The sequence below is a fragment of the Streptococcus sp. SGI.013 genome (assembly GCF_050315295.1).
GTDB lineage: Bacteria > Bacillota > Bacilli > Lactobacillales > Streptococcaceae > Streptococcus > Streptococcus porcorum.
Genome location: NZ_JBNPOS010000115.1, coordinates 1 through 291, shown reverse-complemented (window position 1 = coordinate 291; position 291 = coordinate 1). Strand labels below are relative to the sequence as shown.

The following is a 291-nucleotide window of genomic DNA, read 5'->3' as shown; positions in this document are numbered from 1 at the left end:
TTTTGAGCTTCAAGGTATGGGTCACATGGTATCAATAAACGGTAAAAAATTTGATATGAATAGAATTGATGAAACAGTGAGGCTTGGAGATACAGAGATTTGGGAAATTACAAACCCAGGATCTATGATGCATGAAATGGGACACCCATTCCATATTCATGGCACCCAGGTTCAAATTCTATCAAGAAACGGTAATGCGCCTTCTCCAGAGGAGAGCGGATGGAAAGATACTGTATATATTGAGCCTAACGAAAAAGTAAGACTTATAGTTAAGTTTAATAAGAAGGGTAG

1 protein-coding gene is annotated in these 291 nt (G+C 37.8%); it reads left to right on the top strand.

All coding sequences use genetic code 11. The features are described from left to right. On the top strand, positions 1-291 hold a 291-nt coding region (locus ACQRDX_RS09620), incomplete at both ends, for a multicopper oxidase domain-containing protein (RefSeq protein ID WP_427896679.1).